Source organism: Hafnia paralvei ATCC 29927 (genome assembly GCF_001655005.1).
Classification (GTDB): domain Bacteria; phylum Pseudomonadota; class Gammaproteobacteria; order Enterobacterales; family Enterobacteriaceae; genus Hafnia; species Hafnia paralvei.
On sequence record NZ_LXET01000063.1, the window covers coordinates 106,014 to 124,047 of the forward strand.

The following is an 18,034-nucleotide window of genomic DNA, read 5'->3' on the forward strand; positions in this document are numbered from 1 at the left end:
CAGCCATGACCCAACAAACTTTTCTGGTGGAAATCGGCACCGAAGAGCTGCCACCGAAAGCGCTACGCTCTCTGGCAGAATCTTTTGCAGCTAATTTTACCGCTGAACTTGATAACGCAGACCTCGCTCATGGCGAAGTCACTTGGTACGCGGCCCCACGCCGTCTAGCGCTGAAAGTTGCTGCGCTACATGAATCTCAGCCCGATCGCGAAATTGAAAAGCGCGGCCCGGCTATTGCGCAGGCATTTGATGCCGAAGGCAAACCGACTAAAGCCGCAGAAGGTTGGGCTCGTGGTTGCGGCATCACTGTCGATCAGGCCGAACGTCTGACATCTGACAAAGGTGAGTGGCTGCTGTTCCGAGCTCATCAAAAAGGCCAGAGCGCGCAGCAACTGCTGCCTACGCTGGTCACTAATGCGTTAGGCAAACTGCCAATTCCAAAACTGATGCGCTGGGGTAATAACGACACTCAGTTCGTGCGTCCGGTTCATACCGTCACGCTGCTGCTGGGCAGTGAAGTTATCCCTGCTACTATTCTTGGTATACCGTCAGATCGCGTGATCCGTGGTCATCGTTTCATGGGTGAACCGCAGTTCACCATCGACAACGCCGATCAATACCCGCAAATCCTGATGGAACGCGGAAAAGTCATTGCTGATTACGAAACCCGTAAAGCAATTATCAAACGTGATTCAGAACAGGCTGCACAGAAAATCGGCGGCATCGCTGATATGAGCGAAAGCCTGTTGGAAGAAGTGACCTCTCTGGTTGAATGGCCAGTGGTGTTGACGGCTAAGTTTGAAGAGAAATTCCTTGCGGTACCTGCCGAAGCGCTGGTTTACACCATGAAAGGTGACCAAAAGTACTTCCCAGTGTATGACGCCGCAGGCAAATTGCTGCCAAACTTTATCTTCGTCACTAACATCGAATCTAAAGATCCACAGCAGATAATCTCTGGTAATGAGAAAGTTGTGCGCCCACGTTTAGCCGATGCTGAGTTCTTCTTTAAGACTGACCGTAAGCAACGTCTGGAAGATAATCTACCCCGTCTAGAAACCGTATTGTTCCAGCAACAACTGGGAACGCTTCGCGATAAAACTAATCGTATTGAAGCGTTGTCTGGTTGGATTGCAGAGCAAATCGGTGCCGATGTGAATCTGGCAACCCGCGCAGGCCTGCTATCCAAGTGTGATTTGATGACTAACATGGTCTTCGAGTTCACAGATACTCAGGGTGTCATGGGTATGCACTACGCCCGCCACGACGGTGAAAACGAAGAGGTTGCCGTTGCGCTAAACGAACAGTATCAACCACGCTTTGCGGGTGATGCACTACCAGAATCTCTGGTGGCATGTTCTGTCGCGATCGCTGACAAAATGGATACTCTTGCTGGTATTTTCGGCATTGGCCAACATCCAAAGGGTGATAAAGACCCATTTGCTCTGCGTCGTGCGGCACTGGGCGTTCTGCGTATTATCGTTGAGAAGAAGCTACCGCTGGATTTGGTCACGCTGACCGAAGAAGCTGCTCGCCTCTATGGTCAGAAGCTGACCAACGCTAACGTCGTTGATGACGTGGTTGATTTCATGCTGGGACGTTTCCGTGCGTGGTATCAGGAAGAAGGTCATAGCGTAGATACTATTCAGGCTGTCTTGGCTCGTCGTCCAACCAAGCCCGCTGACTTTGATGCTCGCATGAAGGCAGTTTCTCACTTCCGTACATTACCTGAAGCCGCGGCATTAGCTGCTGCCAACAAACGTGTTTCCAACATTCTGGCGAAATCGACCGAAGTGCTGGCCGATCGCGTTCATGCATCTGTATTAAAAGAAGCAGCAGAAATCAAACTGGCAACGCATCTGGTTGTTCTACGTGACAAATTAGAGCCACTGTTTGCCGAAGGGCGTTATCAAGAAGCACTGTCTGAACTGGCTGCTTTGCGCGAACCTGTTGATGATTTCTTCGAGCAGGTTATGGTGATGGCTGAAGATGAGCAAGTGCGTATCAACCGCCTGACATTGCTGAGCAAGCTACGTGATTTGTTCCTACAGGTTGCTGATATCTCTGTTCTGCAGTAAACCTGAACGTAAAATAAAGCCCGCCTTTCGGCGGGTTTTTTACATTCTGGCTGTTATCCCTAAATTATCAGGTTAAACTAACTTGATGAGTAGAATTTCAACCGAATGATATTGACCCATTTTTCGCGTGGTTACAGGAGTAATTACATGTCACTTGCAGTAACTAAACAGGCACAGCGTTGGTTGATGCCAATTTTCGCCGTCATTATGGCGTTCCAACTGGCTGGCTGTGGCGACAACGATAAAGAACAACGTAAAGCTTTCATCGACTATCTGCAAAATACCGTCATGCGCGGTAGCATTACTGTGCCGACGCTGAGCGAAGACCAAAAGCAGAAACTCGGCAATTATGTCAGCGATTACGCGATTTTGGTGACCTTTTCACAGAATTTCAGTCGTTCGATGGATAGCAGCCTTAATCCGCTGTTTACCACTATCGATCAGATACGTGTTCCTCAGGACTATCTGCTAAAACGTGACGATCTACGACAGGAGTCCGGGGCTCTAAATCTGCTCGGTCAGCAGATTCAAAGTGCGAAATCAACCGCAGACACTGCGCGTGCTGCACTCAAACAGCCTGATGATGTAAAAGCGATTTATGACCAAGCCTTTGCGAAAGTCGTTACCGACCCAGCGAATGCCGTTATGCCTATTATCCCAATGGCCGCTAGCCTGTCACAAGACTTGATTCAAGTGGGTGATTTCCTGCAAAGCATTGGGACTCAGGCTCGCTTTGATAACCAAAGCATCCAGTTGCAAACCCAACAGCAGGTCGATCAGTACAATCAGCTCATGACCTCAATTGCAGCCAAACATCAAGAACTGTTAAATGCGAAAAACCGCAACGCGGCTATTTTTCAAAACTAATAGAGTCTAACGTTATACCCGCCCTGCCAGGGAAACCTTGCGGGGCTTTTTTACGCCTAAACATTCACGGATGTAATTTTATGACGCAAAGAGCGGAGGTGAATAAATAAATGAGGTTAGACGGGGGAGATGTAAAAGTATCTTGTGAAGAGAGTCACAATTTAAAAACAAAGATGCTAACAATAAAGGTGATTTTCATCACATAAATGAGGCCAGCGAGGACATTATTTTAACTTTGTAGGAGACTTTCAGCCTATTTATGTGATCTGAATCACTCAAAACACCCCTTAAGAGGGGGATGGAATGAGATCAGGATCACAAATACCCCACGGGGTACGCGAGATGAAAACGGCGTGATAGAGTCGATTTTGCATACAGAACGACAGGACGGTTTTTGGCGAAACCACCACAACTATTACGACGCGCAACATCTTAGCGCGCACCACGAGGGGTGTTTTATGTTATCACCAGATATCAAGGTCAAGGTACAGAATTTTGGCCGCTTCCTCAGCAATATGGTAATGCCCAACATTGGCGCATTCATCGCATGGGGTTTGATTACCGCACTATTTATTCCCACGGGCTGGTTACCCAATGAAACGCTAGCCAAATTGGTTGGCCCAATGATCACCTATCTGCTACCACTGTTAATCGGTTATACCGGTGGTCGCCTCATCGGTGGTGAGCGCGGCGGCGTAGTGGGAGCTATCACCACGATGGGCGTGATCGTCGGTGCAGATATGCCAATGTTCATGGGAGCCATGATTGCAGGTCCACTAGGCGGCTGGGCAATCAAGCATTTTGACCGTTGGGTCGACGGTAAAATCAAAAGCGGTTTCGAAATGCTGGTGAATAACTTCTCCGCAGGCATTATCGGTATGCTGCTTGCCATATTGGCATTTATGGCCATTGGGCCACTGGTTGAGTCGCTGTCTAAGATATTGGCGGCGGGCGTTAACATTATGGTGCAAAATAACTTGCTACCGTTAACCTCAATCTTTGTCGAACCCGCCAAAATACTGTTCTTGAATAATGCGATTAACCACGGCATCTTCTCACCGTTGGGCATTCAGCAAGCAACAGAAACTGGCAAATCCATCTTCTTCCTAATCGAAGCGAACCCAGGTCCGGGTCTGGGCGTCCTGCTAGCCTATATGTTCTTCGGTAAAGGCAGTGCGAAACAGTCTGCCGGTGGTGCCGCGATAATCCATTTCTTCGGCGGCATTCACGAAATTTATTTCCCATATGTATTGATGAACCCACGCCTCATTTTGGCCGTCATTTTGGGCGGTATGACCGGCGTCTTCACCCTGACCCTGTTTAATGCTGGCTTGGTATCTCCCGCTTCTCCAGGGTCTATCTTTGCCGTATTGCTAATGACACCAAAGTCTTCACTGGTTGGCGTTATATTGTCGATTCTAGCCTCCACTCTGGTGTCATTCCTTACTTCTGCCATGCTGCTTAAACGTGCTCGCGTAGGCGATGAAGAGAGCAATGGCTTGGCTGAAGCTACTCGTCGTATGCAGGGCATGAAACAGCAGTCTAAATCAGGTGGCAAGATTTCTGGTACCCAGCCTCAGCCCGTAATGCAGGCCGTAACGCTAGACTTATCTAAAGATCTGCATCATGTGCGTAAAATCATCGTTGCCTGTGATGCTGGTATGGGGTCTAGCGCGATGGGTGCAGGCGTTCTGCGCAAAAAGGTGAAAGATGCTGGCCTGAATCATATTTCGGTCGCTAACTGTGCGATCAATAGCCTGCCAGACGATGTGGATCTGGTGATCACCCATCAGGATTTAACCGAACGAGCAATGCGTCATGCTCCGCAGGCTATGCACATTTCACTGAGCAATTTCCTGGATAGCGGATTGTATACTGATTTAACCACCCGTTTGTTGGCCGCAAAGCTACCGCATGCAGCCAATGATAATCGCCTTATTAACCAAACAATTATTGCAGCCAACGATGATTCTTTCGAGTCAATCGAGCGCGAAGAAAACCTGTTCAAGCTTAGCGCAGATAACATCTTCCTTAACTTAACCGCAGAGAATAAAGAACAAGCTATTCGTTTTGCGGGTGAAATGCTGGTATCCGGTGGCTATGTCGAACCTGATTACATTGACGCCATGCTGGCACGAGAAGCGCTAACCACAACCTATCTAGGAGAATCTATTGCCGTCCCACACGGCACCGTAGAAGCCAAAGACCGCGTGCTCCGCACCGGGATTGTCATTTGCCAATACCCACAGGGCGTACGATTCGGTGATGAGCCGGATGACGTGGCTCGGCTGGTCATCGGCATTGCCGCCCGCAACAACGAGCATATTCAGGTTATAGCCCGCTTAACCAACGCACTGGACGACGAAGGCGTCATAGAAAAACTGGCGCAAACCACCAGCGTACAGGAAATCCTAGATCTCCTATCTGGAGAGCAAGCGGCTTAAGGCGATGACACGACACCGTTCACCGCAGCCAGCGGCCTAAAGTGCCTTCGCTGTCGGTGTCGTTCTTGGGGCCTCCCCCGGCCCCCTTTTTACGGATAGATTCTCTCGAGGTTAACATCATGAAAGCGATTCATTTTGGTGCAGGTAATATTGGTCGTGGCTTTATCGGTAAACTTTTAGCCGATGCTCAGGCAGAGTTAACATTTGCCGACGTCAACCAGCCTTTGGTCGATCAGCTTGCGCATCAACAAAGTTATCAGGTCAATGTCGTCGGCGAAAATGCGCGCGTTGAGCAAGTAAACCGCGTCAGCGCCATTCATAGTAATAGCCCAGATGCCATTCAGCAGATTGCTCAAGCAGACATTATCACCACTGCGGTTGGCCCACAGGTGCTCAGCAAAATCGCCAATACGCTAGCTCAAGGCTTGATTGTCCGTTACAACAGCGGTAACCATCAGCCAATGAATATTATCGCCTGCGAAAATATGGTGCGTGGTACCAGCCAGCTTAAACAGCACGTCTTACTGGCAATCCCTGCTGAACTCCATGCTTGGGTAGAAGAACACATCGGCTTTGTGGATTCTGCCGTAGATCGCATTGTTCCCCCTAGCGCCGCAGCTAACGACGATCCATTGGAAGTAACCGTTGAAACCTTCAGCGAATGGATTGTCGATAGCACCCAATTCAAAGGGCAGCTACCGCAAATTGCAGGAATGGAGTCCACAGCGAATCTTATGGCCTATGTTGAGCGTAAACTTTTCACACTCAACACGGGCCATGCTATCACCGCCTATCTCGGCCAACTGGCTGGCTATCAAACCATTCGTGAAGCCATTTTGGATCCGGCTATTCGCGATGTTGTTAAAGGGGCAATGGAAGAAAGTGGTGCGGTACTTATTAAACGCTACAGCTTTGACCCAGAACAGCATTCCGCTTATATCGAAAAGATTTTAGGGCGCTTTGAGAACCCTTATCTACATGACGATGTGGAACGCGTGGGACGTCAGCCATTGCGTAAACTGAGTGAAAACGACCGTTTAATCAAACCACTGCGAGGAACGCTGGAGTATGGTTTGCCAAACAACAATCTGCTTATGGGCATTGCGGCGGCATTAAGCTATCGCAGCCACCAAGACCCACAGGCTCAAGAAATGGCATATTTGCTTAATGAGAAAGGCATCACTCACACCGTGAAGCAGGTTTGTGGCCTAGAAGATCAGCCAGAGCTTGTCGCGCAGATCGCGAATGTGTATAACGCCATGCAACGTCAAGCATGATGTAACCCATAGGATTGGAGTTGCAGCGAAGCGGCAGCTCCAAATGAGAAGGGTATAATGAAATTGAATCGAATGCGCACTACTGCGCAACCAGAAATAAAAGAGCACCTTCCAAAAACCGAGGCACCAGAAAACCCGCGGTTATCGGAACGTGAAGCATCGATTATGGCAACAATAGAAGAAGCTGACCTTTATAAAAATCAGGCTTTTGAGAATCGAATTCTAGAAAGGCTCAATGCTCGTCAAACGGTCTCAGGGTTCATTCAGGCTACGGTCGGATTACTGGCTGAGGCGGTTGACCTGCTGATTATCCAAGCCTTTCGGAAAGATGATTACGCAGTGAAATATGCGGTGGAACCATTGTTGGAAGGAAGCGGTCCGCTGGCGGATTTACCGGTACGACTAAAACTCATCTATGCCTTGGGCGTGATTAGCCGCGATGAATATGAAGACGTTGAGCTTTTATTAGCGCTAAATAATGAATTAAAGCATGAGAATAAGATCTACAGCTTTACCGATGACGAGATCCTTGGCCCGATAAATATGCTGCACTGCATGACTACATTGCCACCACAACCCACGCTGCATCTGCCAGAAGAGGTTGTTGATGACTCATTAGCCAACATGCAGGAACAGCGCTATCAGCAGATGGTCCGTTCTACGCTAGTCCTTAGCATCACCGACTTAGTGACTCGTTTGTGCCATAAAAAAGCCTTTTAAGCTCCCAGTTTGCAAGACTGGGAGCGTCTTCTTTTCAGCCAATCCCCACATTAATGCCTACAACTGTTAAACTATCTCCTAATCCCCAAAAGTATTGATGACCGGAAGATACGTCATGAAAGAAAAAGCAGAAATTAAACGCCTTAGCGACAAGCTGGATGCCCTGCGTCGTAAAGAAGCAGGCCTGTTGTTACAAGAGATTGACACTGTAACCACGCATGCTCTGGATGAAAATCGCAGCGAGCAGGAAAAGCTGGCCGCTGAGATCGAGCGTCTGCGCGCAGTTCAAGCCAGCCATTTCAGTGCCAAAGCACAGCAGCTTTTAAAGATGCCATTCAGCCGCGAAATCACCAAAAAAGAACAAGCCGACATGGGGTCTTTGAAAAAGGCGGTACGTGGTATTGAAGTTGTACACCCAATGACGGCGTTAGGCCGTGAAATGGGCCTAAAAGTCGTTACTGGTTACGCTAAAAAAGAGTTCTAAATTATCAGACTCTGGCTAAAAAAAGCCCCGCAATTGCGGGGCTTTTTTTATTGATACAGATTAACTAACGCTTTCCAACATAACGTTTCTTCTTCCCCGCGTCTTCTCGGTGCGCACGCTCAACCTCTTCAGCCAAGATCTGTACGCCCTTCTCGATTTGGTCAAGTTCAGGCACATAGTTCATACGCATACACTGATGCGTGTGCGGCCATTCGTGTTCTAGTCCTGGGAAGAAATAGTGACCCGGAACCATCAGAACCCCGCGTTGTTTAAGGCGCTGATATAAAATCTCGGTACTTATCGGGAGATCAACGAACCACAACCATAGGAATATCGCTCCCTCCGGCTTATGAATTAAACAACGCTCTTCCGGCAAGTAACGGCGCAAGACCTCAATAGTTTGTTCTACTCGTTGGCGATAAAACGGTTTTATCACCTCATTCGATAAACGAAGTAAGTCACCACGCTCTATCATTTCGAGCGCAACGGCTGGACCGAGACTGCCAGGTGATAGGCTAATAATGCCGTTCATGTTACTGATGGCACTAATTATTTTTTCATCAGCAATAACAATTCCACAGCGCGATCCCGGCAGACCAAGTTTGGACAAGCTCATGCATAGAATAATGTTTGGATTCCACAGCGGATTGACGTCAGAAAATATAATGCCAGGGAAAGGCAACCCATAGGCGTTATCAATCAATAATGGAATATTGCGCTGCTGCGCCATGGCATCAAGACGAATGAGCTCTTCGTCTGTTAAAACGTTTCCTGTCGGGTTCGTTGGACGCGAAACACAAATCAGCCCCACATCGTCGCTAATGTTAAGGTGCTCAAAATCGACGTGATATTTAAACTGACCTTCAGGCAGCAGTTCGATGGTCGGCTTAGCAGAAACAAACAGATCTTCGTCTAATCCTGCGTCTGCATAGCCAATGTATTCGGGAGCCAGTGGAAATAGCACACGTCGACGTGAGCCATCAGCAAATCGTCCAGCATATAAATTAAATAAGTAGAAAAATGCACTCTGACTACCATTTGTTAGCGCAATATTTTGTGCTTCTATTTGCCAACCAAACTCATCGCGCAGCATTTTTGCCAACGCTTGCAGAAGCGCATCTTTACCCTGTGGGCCATCGTAATTACATAATGCGTCGGTTAACTTACCTTCGCGCAGCATATCCGCACAAAGTTGAGTGAAATAATCCGTCATCTGAGGGATTTTGGCCGGGTTGCCGCCACCAAGCATAATGGCGCCTGGTGTACGCAGGCCATCATTCAGATCGTCCATCAGACGGGTAATCCCCGCGTAGCGGGTAAATTTGTCGCCAAATACAGAAAAAGTCATGATAACAATCGCAGGTCATTATTATGGGAGCCAACCGACACCATACCTGCTACGCCTTAGGTGAACAACCCACGGGAAATTACCCTGTTTTTAGATAACTCTGGGAAAAATGAAAACTACGGAATAAAAAAAGGCGCAGTTTCCTGCGCCAAAAAGATAGAGAGGGGTACATCAATCGGTATTATTGGTTGCTGGTTTCTACATCGCTAGCCTGACTTTGCTCCAGCGCTGGAGGCGTTGTATGCCCACCTATCGCGATGCGCTGAGGCTGCAAGGCTTCAGGTACGTTACGCACCAGATCAATATTCAGCAGCCCATTTTCAAATTTGGCACCATCCACAGTCAGATGTTCTGCCAAGGTGAATGTCAGATCGAAGGCTTTGCACACCAGCCCCTGATGTAAATATTCAACCGGTTTCTCTGACTGAGCTGGGTTGCCACGCACGGTTAAGCGCGGGCCTTCAACTTCAATATCCAGCTCACTCTGCTTAAATCCAGCTAAGGCCAGAGAGATGCGATAGTGGTTGTCGTCACTTTTCTCAATGTTGTAGGGCGGAAACCCTTGGGGTTCTAAGCTGCTCTGCATCGCATTTGCTAACTTATCGAAACCAATCCACTGACGAAGTAATGGAGAAAGATCGTGATTACGCATAGATATATACTCCTTCTAAGAAGCGAGATAATATTTTCGGCTGCTTCATTTGATGATAACAGCCGACCTTCAGCCCCCCGCAGGCAGGCAAAATTATTTGTTCTTTACATATAACGGACTACACTAAATTACTTAATCTCAATTTTACGCGGCTGCAGTGTTTCTGGAACAATGCGCTCTAAATCGATATATAACAGCCCATTTTCCAAGTTGGCACCTTTAATTTGAATATGTTCGGCCAGTTGGAATTTGCGCTCAAAATTACGCTCAGCGATCCCCTGATATAAGTAGGTGCGTTCTTTGTCTGATGGCTGATGAGAACCTTTTACAATCAGAGTATTAGATTGCGCGGTGATATCCAGTTCATGCTCTGCAAATCCGGCCACGGCAATAGAAATACGATAGTGATTGTCGTCAACGAGCTCAACGTTGTATGGAGGATATCCACCGTTAGACTGGTTCTGACCAGACTCAATTAAATTAAACAGGCGATCGAAACCGATAGCAGAACGGTAAAGTGGTGCGAGATCGAAATTGCGCATAAAAAATATGCCTCCTAATAAAATCAGCGAGGAAAAATAGCCTTCCATCATGGACAGACTATATTTAAATCACGGCCGAAATACCCTTACGGCATATTTCTCATTGGCCTGCTAATAAGATGGTGTCAGTCAATAATTTTTCAAGACGCGAAATTTAAATTTTTTCAGAACGCACGATTCCCTAAAGCAGAGGTCATAAACTGGCAAGGCATAACTGGAATATTGTTACATTTTTGTATGAAATGAGAGAGCAACCACAGAGCGAATAGGTGGGTTTGTCGATTTTCCGACATAGATGCTATAACACAACAACTTTGGCTTTCGTATACACGGCCACTATTGGGATGGATTTATGAAACAACGGATTAGATGCTTGACGATATCTCTGCTTACCAGCTCCGCGCTGATGGCTGGAGGCTGTTCCAGCGTCATGACCCGTGTTGGACCGAATCAGGGATACTATTCGGGTGCAAAAAACGACGTCAAAATGCTCAAACATGAGGACACTGGCTGGGCTATGACGCCACTTCTCGCACTAGACCTACCATTATCTGCCGTAGTTGATACGCTATTGTTGCCTTACGATTATTATCGGTCGGATTCTAACCCCGAAGATGAGTCGCCACGCGCACGTGTTTTACGCAATGAGCAGGCATCCGGAGTCAATAACATTGCACCATCACATTGATTAGAGCGGTGTCTAAGCCGAATGCTCAGGCACGCTATTATCAGAGATTCACCACAAATAGCTGTGGCCAACCGTCTATCTCACGCATATAGGCAACTTTTTTTCCATCCGGTGAGACAACCACAGATTCAGCACATGGCGGTTGTTCAGAACGCAACGTCAAACGGGTAATCTCTCCAGATTTTGCACTACAGCGCACAATGCTGTTATCCATCGCGAAGAACAACGACTCGCCATTAGGATGCCAGCTTAGCGCAGACTGCACTGAATGTTTCCCATGTGTAATCTGACGAGGGTTGCCCCCGTTAGGGGATATTGTCCATAGCTGTACAATCCCCGCATCATCATGCATTAAAAAGGCAATTTCATCCCCGTTGGGAGAAGATCGCAGCCAATGGCGTGGTGTCGTGGCCAACCCTGGATACTTACGCTGATGGGTAAAAGTGATTCGTCTCTGCTGAACACTGGCTGGCGGAGCAGGTAATCTGTCAGCCGTGCCCTGAAGTGGATATTCTCCGGCCTCGGCGTAAGCCGAATCCTCCGCAGGTAAATCGACTACAAATATTTCAGGGATTTTTTGACCATCTTGAGCCACAGTGTCACCGATAAAAGCCAATGCCCAACGCTGACGGGTTCCGTCTGGCTTTAAATAGCCTTCGTCGCCAATCCAACCCTCTTCATAGGCTCGAGAAATTTGATCGCTTCCCACCTGTGGGTGAGGGGTTGTCTGGCTAACCAAAACACAGAAATGACTCCCATCATATTCACGGGGATGCTGTTTCGGCACGTTAACCGCATGCAGTGGTAAAGCAATACCAACATTACGCTGATCGAGCGCCACATCTTTTTCATGCATAACATGATCGTTGTAGGTAAAACTAAGGCGGGTCGCATCAGGGCTGAAAACATGCACATGTGTCCCACCACGTAAGGCACCTGCGGTATAAGGCTCGGTAATATCCATCGCGTCTAGCGTTTCAGCCAGTTCTCTATCGGGTTCACTGACAATCACTCCGCGACGATGGTGAAAATCGTAATGCCAGTGAGAATCTGGATGCTCTGGTCCGTGAATAAAAACGTAACGCGTTGGTTGTTGTGGGCTAACCGTCACCACGCCGACATGAGCCCCATGCTGAGCACGATACACCACGTCCACCTGACCATCAGCCACCCTGACCCGCTCAATACACAAGCCTGTAAAAGAGGAGCCGCTAGGGCGAACGTCGTAAGCTAACCATTCACTGTCAGGTGTCCAGACATTAATATTGGTGAGCTGATGCCCTCGCGGATCGAACGTGAGCTGTTTTTCAGCATAGCGAGACATGGTGGATTCCTTCAGCAAAATAAACGCATTATCTCACTAGCATAAACCAAGCGAAGACCTCAATCACAGAAGCTTACCGATGTATTTCTCATTCAGGCAGAAAATACCGACGAGAGGTCTTGTCGGGGATAGGCATTGACCAGAAACGACCTGCTCCCACAGAGATAATCCAAGGGAGCATTGGGTTTAATCAATACGTTTCACATCTCCGACTAACAATATGTAGGAAAGCGCCCCCATTAACGCCACCACCGCAATATAAGTTAATGATGGAGCAAAACCATAGTATTGGGCTAAATAACCAACAACTAATGGAACCGTTATTCCTCCTAAACCACCAATAAAATTAAATACGCCACCGGTGAGTCCGATCAAACGCATAGGTGCTAAAGAAGAAATGAGCGACCACGTAATAGATGCAAATCCGTTACCAAAAAACGCTAATGCCATCAGTATCATGATCCACACAGGGTCATTAGTATAATTGGCCCCCATAATGCAGGTTGATAACAATAGACCACAAATAATCGGCGTCTTACGCGCAAAACCAATCGACTTACCACTCTTTAGTAGTTTATCCGCCACAACTCCTGAAAGAATAACGCCCACAAAAGCGGCCATAAACGGTACGGTTGTCATAAATCCTGCGGTCAAAGCAGTGATATGCTTTTCTTGCGTGAGGTAATTAGGGAACCACGTCAGGAAGAACCACAACGTCGAGGCGATGGCGAACTGACCAATATAAACCCCGACCAGTTTACGATGAAATACCAATTTCCAGTCTGATATGGTTAACGGCGCAGCCATTTTTTTACCTGCCGCAACATCACCATCAATCATACCGCCACCGTTAGCAATATGGTCAAGCTCTGCCTGATTAGCATATTTACTTTTACGCGGAGGCTGATAGACAAAACGCCATAAAGCCGCCCAGAGAATACCTACCGCACCAGTAACAATAAATACCCAATGCCAACTGGTCATTTCCTGCAACCAAATCAGTAACGGTGTCAGAAATGCGAGCCCAACAAACTGGCCAGAAGTATAAAAACCGACCGCGGATGCTCTCTCTTGCTCAGGAAACCAACTGGTTACGATACGATTATTGGTAGGAAATGCGGGAGCCTCAAACATTCCAGTCACCGCTCGCAGTGTGATAAGCGAGACTAAACCATTCGCAAATCCCTGAAATAAAGTCCCTATAGACCATCCCATAATGGCAACAAAATAGGTTGTTTTTGCACCTACACGATCGAGAAAACGGCCACCAGGTATTTGGCACAGAGTATATGTCCATGCAAAAGCAGAAAAGAGATATCCCATTTCTGATTTACTAATACCAAATTCGGCCTGAATATGTGCCGAAGCCACGGCTAAATTAGCACGGTCAACATAGCAAATTACTACAGTCACAAAAATCATCAGTAGCGTTAAATAACGCCTTTTAGTTGGTGCGGAAGATAGTGTTATATCACTCATGTTCTTCTCACTTATCGGATTAATTATATTTTTATTAGCCTGTTAGCTCAGGCGATTTTTAGGCGCACGAATCCCCGGCGGAGAAAATACGCCATCGACTATTTGTTATTGTTATTCGTATTTTTAACTTCTATGGTTAACTAAAAAATTAGATTTGTATCACGGCGGCAAGCAAATGATTCGGGTGACCGAAAGTAGCTAACGCAGATACAAGTTCAATGACGAAAGTTAATTACCATTCAGCAACGGCACCATCAGAGTATCGCCAAACCGGGTTATGCCAGTCTGGTGGATTCTTACTGCATGCGATCACCTTCTCTTCATTAATTTCAACGCCAAGGCCTGGTTTCATGAGCGGTGAAAAATACCCATCAACCATGTTGAAGTCTTCTTTATTGACCACGTAGTCGAGGAGCTCTGCGCCTTGGTTGTAGTGAATCCCCATGCTTTGCTCTTGCAACACCGCATTGCGTGCAACAAAATCCAAATGCAAACATGACGCTAATGCAATTGGCCCTAGCGGGCAGTGCGGTGCTAAAGCAACGTCATAAGCTTCTGCCATCGCCGCTATTTTAAAGCATTCGGTAATTCCCCCTGCATGGGAAAGATCGGGCTGTACAATGGCTAAACCACCATCCGCTAGCACTCGCTTGAAATCAAACCGAGAATACATGCGCTCCCCCGCCGCTATAGGCAGATGCGTCTGGGCAGCAAGGCGTGGATAGTATTCTGCTTGTTCAGCAAGCACCGGTTCTTCGATAAAGAGCGGACGATAAGGCTCAAGTTCTTTGATTAAGATTTTGGCCATCGGCGCATCAACGCGGCCATGAAAATCGAGACCAAACTCAATCGTATTGCCAAACTTAGCTCGGATCTCAGCCACAACCGCTATAGCCGCATCAACTTTGCGAGCATTATCAATAATACCCATCTCTTCACAGCCATTGAGCTTGAAAGTATCAAACCCACCCGCCATCAGCTTCTTAATACCATCAATAACGTCGGCAGGACGATCCCCCCCCACCCAACTGTAAGCCTTAATTTTATCGCGTACCAAACCACCAAGCAGTTGATAGACAGGAACCCCTAACGCCTTTCCTTTGATATCCCACAACGCCTGATCGATTCCTGAGATTGCGCTCATCAGAATAGGGCCACCGCGGTAGAAACTTCCTCGATAGAGTGTCTGCCAAATATCATTAATTCGCGCTGGATCCTGACCAATAATATATTCGCCAAGCTCATGAACAGCAGCCTCAACGCTTTTGGCCTTACCTTCAATAACCGGTTCTCCCCACCCCACAATGCCTTCATCAGTTTCAATTTTCAGAAACATCCACCTTGGGGGTAAACGATAGGTAGTTAATTTAGTAATTTTCATTTCACCGCATCCTTATAGGCCTTCACATAAGCCTGTGCCTGTTGAGCCGTACGTTGCACATCCTGCCCAACACGATATAAATCGCTGCCTAATCCTGCTCCGACACAACCAGCATTAAGATATTCATGCAGGTTTTCCGGTGTGACGCCCCCCACCGCGAACACGGGTACCGTTTCAGGAAGAACCGCCTTAAGTGCTTTTACATAGTCAGAGCCAAATGCCGCCGATGGGAAAATTTTCAGCGCCTGAGCTCCAGCCTCTATTGCTTGAAATGCTTCTGTCGCCGTTGCACAACCACAACAGACCTGCATCTGATATCCAACAGCTCGGCGGATAACGTCGGGGGAAGTATTCGGTGTGACAATGAGCTTACTGTTGATGGAATGCAGCAGATCTACCTGCTCACCTTTCAGGACAGTACCAGCCCCAATTAAAGCGCGATGGCCAAAGAGCTTCACAGCTAGGGAAATACTTTTTTCCCATTCAGGTGAATTCAAAGGAATTTCTATAGCATCAAAACCAGCCGTCAATAATGCAGTAATATGTTCTTCAACTTCTTGTGGTTTAATCCCACGTAAGATCGCGATCAGCGGTAACTTAGTAACCCAAGGCATTGGCAATGCTCCTTATTCCAGTTTGAAACGCGATATCACCGTCAATCGTTTGATAGGCAATACCGGCGAAATTCAGAGCCGTGGCGTAACGTTCATTGAGTTTTGGGCTACCAATGAGCGTTACGCTGTCGCTGGCGTGTAATGCGTAAGTCTGTTGCATCTGTGCAATCTCATTACCAATCAACACCCCAGACAGCCAATCGCTCACCGTACCTTTACTTCTCTTTCCAAGGAGATGCGCCGCACGAACTTCAAACAGATTTCGTATCACGCCAGCATCATTAAATCCGATGTCCAACCCTTGCTGGAATGCATCCTGTGAGACATGTTGCTCACCGATACCTATGCCAATAAGTCCATGTTGAAGCAGCAAATAATGCAATTCGCCCGTGATTACCGTGCGAAAATCATCAACATAATCACCAGACATCTGCACCCATTTGCTATGTGTGCCAGGCATTAAATAACGTGAGGATTTGTGTAATTGGTGAGCGCCTATAATCTGAGTTTCCTCGCCACGCATCACATTGGAATTATCGGGACGATTAATGCATAACCCAGGAATAATATGGATCACTGAAGAATTTGGTGATCGGATTGTTGTCAGGTGTTGAGTGACCTCACCTAATGCAACTGGGCAGGACAGGTAAGGTACAACCTGCCATCCGGCATTGCTGCCAACCATTCCCGCCATAATAGCCGGAAGATCACCATAATCTTGGAACCACGGCTGCATCAGGTGACTAAAAACCTGTTGTGGCGTCTGCCCTTGTAAACGAGTGACACCGGATTCTGAGCTTAGAAAATCAACGCACAACCCTTGGACATAAAGCCATGCTCGTAAATTTGTCGAGCCCCAATCAATCGCTATAAAATTTTCACTCATGTCTCATCCTTTAAACGCCTTGTCGAGCTGGCGATCATGGCTAATGCTGCTTTCTCTGCTGCATCAGCATTCTGATGACGGATTGCGTCATACAGAGTTTGGTGCTCACGTAATGTTCTCGGCATGTTGTCTTCATCTGGCATATAAGTACGTTCAAATACAGCCCGTTGCAGAGAACTAATCGCAACGCTTAACTGCTGTAACACTGGGTTATGTACCGACGACAATACGGCTTCATGGAAACGAATATCTGCCTCGTTAAATGCATCAAAATCTTGGTGGTTCATTGTCATGTCATTTAATGCGGCCTCAATGACCGCCAACTCGCTAGACGTTGCTCTTTCAGCAGCCCAACGAGCAATTGACGGCTCGACCAGATTACGTACCTCACTCAATGCGCTAATCAGACGAGGGTCATAATCATTTGCAAGTACCCATTGCAGAACATCAGTATCCAAGTAGTTCCACTGGTTACGAGGCGCAACAAAAGCCCCTCGATATCGCTTCACTTCAACCAATCGCTTAGCGGTAAGCGCACGAAATACTTCGCGGATAATATTGCGCGATGTTTGAAACTCTTCGCATAACTCCGCCTCCGCAGGTAGCGCCGCTCCAGGGACATACTTCCCACTGATAATTTGTCGTCCCATTTCAACGATGATGCGGTCGGTTTTGCTCAATTCAGTCTTGTTCATTGTATTTTTCCGTTTGGATAGAGATGGGCTAATCGCTCAATACTTTACCGCCAAACGAATAAAATAACCGCATCAGTGAAGTACAAAACGAAAACCAATCACACTCACCAATGCACACATTGTATTGTTAAAATATAATTTAGTACTACAATTTGGATCACAAAATAGACAATTATTGACAGTTTACTGCTCTTAATCATCTGGGGTTTATTTGTCGGGCTAATTAGTTCAATTTGTAGGCGTTGATTTACTGATCTGTTTAGTATTGAAAAACAAGGAAACACGATGCCTACCCTATTCGAAAACATCATGCAGGCTCATCAGGCCTTGCGCCCGAAGGTACGAGTTACACCGTTTTGCTTTCTTCTCGTACGGGATGTGAGGTGTATTTGAAGTGTGAGCACCTTCAGCCGAGTAAATCATGCAGGTTAGGATTCGCCTACAGGGATGTAGGCGAAAGAACGGAGGAGCCAGGATGGCGATTGCCGTTCGTTCCGTTAAGACCGAAATGATGAAACGAGGGCACCCGCGCAGCGGGCTGGTAGGGGGTGCCAAGCC

Annotated in this window: 16 protein-coding genes; 7 read left to right on the forward strand and 9 right to left on the reverse strand. The window is 47.3% G+C overall.

Translation table 11 applies throughout. The annotated features are described in order from the left end of the window. Positions 1-5 precede the first annotated feature (5 nt). The 6 genes from glyS to M988_RS20575 all read left to right on the forward strand — a co-directional run bounded on the left by glyS (position 6) and on the right by M988_RS20575 (position 7,867). Positions 6-2,075, forward strand: coding sequence for a glycine--tRNA ligase subunit beta (gene glyS, locus M988_RS20550; protein WP_008815744.1), 2,070 nt, complete (start codon positions 6-8; stop codon positions 2,073-2,075). 147 nt (positions 2,076-2,222) lie between these two features. After that, positions 2,223-2,942 (forward strand): DUF3053 domain-containing protein, encoded by a 720-nt coding sequence (locus M988_RS20555; RefSeq protein ID WP_008815743.1) that lies wholly within the window; start codon positions 2,223-2,225, stop codon positions 2,940-2,942. Positions 2,943-3,400: 458 nt separating this feature from the next. Continuing rightward, positions 3,401-5,386: a PTS mannitol transporter subunit IICBA gene (locus tag M988_RS20560; RefSeq protein WP_008815742.1), complete on the forward strand. Its 1,986-nt coding sequence runs from the start codon at positions 3,401-3,403 to the stop codon at positions 5,384-5,386. A gap of 119 nt (positions 5,387-5,505) precedes the next feature. Then, the gene (locus tag M988_RS20565) at positions 5,506-6,663 is read left to right on the forward strand and encodes a mannitol-1-phosphate 5-dehydrogenase (protein ID WP_008815741.1); all 1,158 of its coding nucleotides are present in this window, start codon (positions 5,506-5,508) and stop codon (positions 6,661-6,663) included. A gap of 165 nt (positions 6,664-6,828) precedes the next feature. Continuing rightward, the gene (locus M988_RS20570) at positions 6,829-7,383 is read left to right on the forward strand and encodes an MltR family transcriptional regulator (RefSeq protein ID WP_223283597.1); all 555 of its coding nucleotides are present in this window, start codon (positions 6,829-6,831) and stop codon (positions 7,381-7,383) included. A gap of 115 nt (positions 7,384-7,498) precedes the next feature. Next, the gene (locus M988_RS20575; protein WP_008815739.1) at positions 7,499-7,867 is read left to right on the forward strand and encodes a YibL family ribosome-associated protein; all 369 of its coding nucleotides are present in this window, start codon (positions 7,499-7,501) and stop codon (positions 7,865-7,867) included. A gap of 64 nt (positions 7,868-7,931) precedes the next feature. On the opposite strand, the gene M988_RS20580 is transcribed toward M988_RS20575, so the two are convergent. From M988_RS20580 to ibpA, 3 genes are all read right to left on the reverse strand, one after another. Then, positions 7,932-9,215, reverse strand: coding sequence for a valine--pyruvate transaminase (locus M988_RS20580; RefSeq protein WP_008815738.1), 1,284 nt, complete (start codon positions 9,213-9,215; stop codon positions 7,932-7,934). 181 nt (positions 9,216-9,396) lie between these two features. Continuing rightward, positions 9,397-9,867, reverse strand: a complete 471-nt coding sequence (ibpB, locus tag M988_RS20585) for a small heat shock chaperone IbpB (RefSeq protein ID WP_064575538.1) — start codon at positions 9,865-9,867, stop codon at positions 9,397-9,399. A 128-nt stretch (positions 9,868-9,995) separates the two neighbouring features. Then, entirely contained in the window at positions 9,996-10,409 is a 414-nt protein-coding gene (gene ibpA / locus M988_RS20590) for a small heat shock chaperone IbpA (protein ID WP_004094024.1), read from the reverse strand. 352 nt (positions 10,410-10,761) lie between these two features. Here ibpA and M988_RS20595 point away from each other — a divergent pair, with 352 nt between their 5' ends. Next, positions 10,762-11,097, forward strand: coding sequence for a YceK/YidQ family lipoprotein (locus M988_RS20595; RefSeq protein ID WP_020303920.1), 336 nt, complete (start codon positions 10,762-10,764; stop codon positions 11,095-11,097). Positions 11,098-11,137: 40 nt separating this feature from the next. On the opposite strand, the gene M988_RS20600 is transcribed toward M988_RS20595, so the two are convergent. The 6 genes from M988_RS20600 to dgoR all read right to left on the reverse strand — a co-directional run bounded on the left by M988_RS20600 (position 11,138) and on the right by dgoR (position 17,476). Then, positions 11,138-12,421, reverse strand: coding sequence for a YidR family protein (locus M988_RS20600; protein ID WP_064575540.1), 1,284 nt, complete (start codon positions 12,419-12,421; stop codon positions 11,138-11,140). A 186-nt stretch (positions 12,422-12,607) separates the two neighbouring features. After that, positions 12,608-13,900: an MFS transporter gene (locus tag M988_RS20605; RefSeq protein ID WP_008815733.1), complete on the reverse strand. Its 1,293-nt coding sequence runs from the start codon at positions 13,898-13,900 to the stop codon at positions 12,608-12,610. 232 nt (positions 13,901-14,132) lie between these two features. Continuing rightward, positions 14,133-15,281, reverse strand: coding sequence for a galactonate dehydratase (dgoD, locus tag M988_RS20610; protein ID WP_008815732.1), 1,149 nt, complete (start codon positions 15,279-15,281; stop codon positions 14,133-14,135). Beyond that, positions 15,278-15,895 (reverse strand): 2-dehydro-3-deoxy-6-phosphogalactonate aldolase, encoded by a 618-nt coding sequence (locus M988_RS20615; RefSeq protein ID WP_008815731.1) that lies wholly within the window; start codon positions 15,893-15,895, stop codon positions 15,278-15,280. Before M988_RS20615 ends, dgoD begins: the two co-directional genes overlap by 4 nt. Further along, the gene (locus M988_RS20620) at positions 15,879-16,781 is read right to left on the reverse strand and encodes a 2-dehydro-3-deoxygalactonokinase (protein ID WP_064575542.1); all 903 of its coding nucleotides are present in this window, start codon (positions 16,779-16,781) and stop codon (positions 15,879-15,881) included. The genes M988_RS20615 and M988_RS20620 overlap by 17 nt, the downstream gene beginning before the upstream one ends. Continuing rightward, the gene (gene dgoR, locus M988_RS20625) at positions 16,778-17,476 is read right to left on the reverse strand and encodes a D-galactonate utilization transcriptional regulator DgoR (RefSeq protein WP_008815729.1); all 699 of its coding nucleotides are present in this window, start codon (positions 17,474-17,476) and stop codon (positions 16,778-16,780) included. The genes M988_RS20620 and dgoR overlap by 4 nt, the downstream gene beginning before the upstream one ends. Between the last annotated feature and the right edge of the window lie 558 nt (positions 17,477-18,034).

What these genes read in the sequence shown, in the direction of transcription:
- glyS (WP_008815744.1), top strand. Translation starts at nt 6, where the DNA reads ATGACCCAACAAACTTTTCTGGTGGAAATCGGCACCGAAGAGCTGCCA.
- M988_RS20555 (WP_008815743.1), top strand. Translation starts at nt 2,223, where the DNA reads ATGTCACTTGCAGTAACTAAACAGGCACAGCGTTGGTTGATGCCAATT.
- M988_RS20560 (WP_008815742.1), top strand. Translation starts at nt 3,401, where the DNA reads ATGTTATCACCAGATATCAAGGTCAAGGTACAGAATTTTGGCCGCTTC.
- M988_RS20565 (WP_008815741.1), top strand. Translation starts at nt 5,506, where the DNA reads ATGAAAGCGATTCATTTTGGTGCAGGTAATATTGGTCGTGGCTTTATC.
- M988_RS20570 (WP_223283597.1), top strand. Translation starts at nt 6,829, where the DNA reads ATGGCAACAATAGAAGAAGCTGACCTTTATAAAAATCAGGCTTTTGAG.
- M988_RS20575 (WP_008815739.1), top strand. Translation starts at nt 7,499, where the DNA reads ATGAAAGAAAAAGCAGAAATTAAACGCCTTAGCGACAAGCTGGATGCC.
- M988_RS20580 (WP_008815738.1), bottom strand. Translation starts at nt 9,215, where the DNA reads ATGACTTTTTCTGTATTTGGCGACAAATTTACCCGCTACGCGGGGATT.
- ibpB (WP_064575538.1), bottom strand. Translation starts at nt 9,867, where the DNA reads ATGCGTAATCACGATCTTTCTCCATTACTTCGTCAGTGGATTGGTTTC.
- ibpA (WP_004094024.1), bottom strand. Translation starts at nt 10,409, where the DNA reads ATGCGCAATTTCGATCTCGCACCACTTTACCGTTCTGCTATCGGTTTC.
- M988_RS20595 (WP_020303920.1), top strand. Translation starts at nt 10,762, where the DNA reads ATGAAACAACGGATTAGATGCTTGACGATATCTCTGCTTACCAGCTCC.
- M988_RS20600 (WP_064575540.1), bottom strand. Translation starts at nt 12,421, where the DNA reads ATGTCTCGCTATGCTGAAAAACAGCTCACGTTCGATCCGCGAGGGCAT.
- M988_RS20605 (WP_008815733.1), bottom strand. Translation starts at nt 13,900, where the DNA reads ATGAGTGATATAACACTATCTTCCGCACCAACTAAAAGGCGTTATTTA.
- dgoD (WP_008815732.1), bottom strand. Translation starts at nt 15,281, where the DNA reads ATGAAAATTACTAAATTAACTACCTATCGTTTACCCCCAAGGTGGATG.
- M988_RS20615 (WP_008815731.1), bottom strand. Translation starts at nt 15,895, where the DNA reads ATGCCTTGGGTTACTAAGTTACCGCTGATCGCGATCTTACGTGGGATT.
- M988_RS20620 (WP_064575542.1), bottom strand. Translation starts at nt 16,781, where the DNA reads ATGAGTGAAAATTTTATAGCGATTGATTGGGGCTCGACAAATTTACGA.
- dgoR (WP_008815729.1), bottom strand. Translation starts at nt 17,476, where the DNA reads ATGAACAAGACTGAATTGAGCAAAACCGACCGCATCATCGTTGAAATG.